Source organism: Cupriavidus sp. 8B, assembly GCF_054589115.1.
The window spans coordinates 1-1,630 of the sequence record NZ_BAAILO010000213.1 but is presented as its reverse complement, the minus strand read 5'-3'; the positions used below and the strand labels follow the sequence as shown (position 1 = coordinate 1,630).

General features: G+C 62.4%; 1 protein-coding gene. It reads right to left on the bottom strand.

Annotated features, from left to right (window positions below):
* Positions 1-49: 49 nt before the first annotated feature.
* The gene (locus ACYP5B_RS21690; RefSeq protein ID WP_459571040.1) at positions 50-1,534 is read right to left on the bottom strand and encodes an ISNCY family transposase; all 1,485 of its coding nucleotides are present in this window, start codon (positions 1,532-1,534) and stop codon (positions 50-52) included.
* Between the last annotated feature and the right edge of the window lie 96 nt (positions 1,535-1,630).

Below are 1,630 nucleotides of genomic sequence, written 5' to 3'. Positions count from 1 at the left end.
TGTCCAGGCTAAATTGAGATGTCCTCCCGGTGGCTAGATCAGAATGTCCTTAATGCAGGATGGTTTTGATTCTTTTGCGTCTTTTTCTTGGCTGTTTCCGTAAGGCAGTCGAGCTGGCCTGAGGCGGTAAGGTATCTACAGGGTGGGGCGGTTGCGCCAGTTCATCGATGGCGCGACGCAAGTCTTCCGCATTCAGCTGCCGTTGTGGTTTCGTGCCCGGTGTCGCCTGTTCGGGCCGTTGCCGCGGCTTTTTCCCGGTCAGCGTGCGCGACGGCGTCGCCTGGATCCGACGATTGTCGCGTTGGGCCTGCACGCGCTGCGCGATCTCCAACACATGCCCCAGCCGCTTGTTCTCCACCACCGCGCCCTGATCGATCTCGGACAGCCGGTCATAGAGGACGTAGGGCAGGGCAGTCCCGTCGGCCCACAACTCGATACGGCCGTCCGGATACTCGGCCACTTCGATGTAGCGATGAATCAAGGAGCGCTGCTCGGGTTGGTCCGTGATGAGGTACAGCTTACGGTCATACTGCAGCGTCAGCCGGTTGGAGACTTTGCGCCATTCGCGCCAGGTAAAGATGCGCTCGAGGTCCTCGTCGGGCCGTACCGGACGGTGCGCATTGAAGTCGCTTCTGGGCATCTTGGCGAACCGCACATTGAAGTCCGCCAGGAAGACCGGGGCAAAGGCATTAGCCTCGGCCAGCGTCGAGATGCCGCGCTGGCGCAGCTCCTTGACCAGCCGGTCCTGCAGCGTGCCATTCATCCGTTCCACACGGCCCTTGGCCTGACTGCTATTGGCGCACAGGCTCTCGATATTCAGCTCGTACAGCACGCGCCCGAACTGCGTATAGTCCCGCCCAGTCGTGACACCTTTGGCATTGACCCGAAAGATACTGGCCTTGTCGCTGTAGAACGCCACCGGCTTGCCATGGCGCTCAATATAGGCCCGCGTCGCGGCAAAATAGGCGAAAGTCGATTCGGTCGGCACGAACAGCAACTGCATCAGGCGGCTGGTGGCATCGTCGACATAGACCAGCAGCGTGCACATGGGCGCGCGCTCCTCGAACCACGCGTGCTCGCTGCCATCGATCTGCACCAGTTCACCCAGGCAGGCGCGGCGCTTGCGCGGCTGGTGCAGCTTGGGCGGGCGCAGCTTCCTGGGGACCCAGAAGCCGGCGTCAATCATGATCCGGCGCACCGTCTCCTTGGCCAGCGCGATGCCATGGCGCTCGCGCAGCTTCTCGCAGGCGAGCGTGGGGCCGTAATCGGCGTAATGCTGCTGGATTAGCGCGCGTGCCTGCGCTTCGAGCATCCGTGGCAGTTGGCGATGGCCTGGCTGCCCACGCTGGCGCGACAGCAAGCCTATAGGGCCATCGGCTCGCCAGCGCTGGACCAGCCGCCGGACTTGCCGCGCCGTCAAATCCAGGCGCTCTGCGGCGCGCCATTGCGCCAGGAGGCCCTCGGCCGTTGCCTGAATGACCTTGAAGCGGTCAACTTCGCGCAGACTCATGGTGATCAACCCTCGATCCTTCATGGCGCGCTCCCGTCCAACCCAGGCGCTACCAGTATAGGTCTATCCAGAGGACATTCTGATGTGGCTGCAAGCGGACATTCTGATTTGGCCTCTACA

Excerpts from the sequence above, each read along its gene's own strand:
- ACYP5B_RS21690 (WP_459571040.1), bottom strand. The coding sequence starts at position 1,534 with ATGAAGGATCGAGGGTTGATCACCATGAGTCTGCGCGAAGTTGACCGC.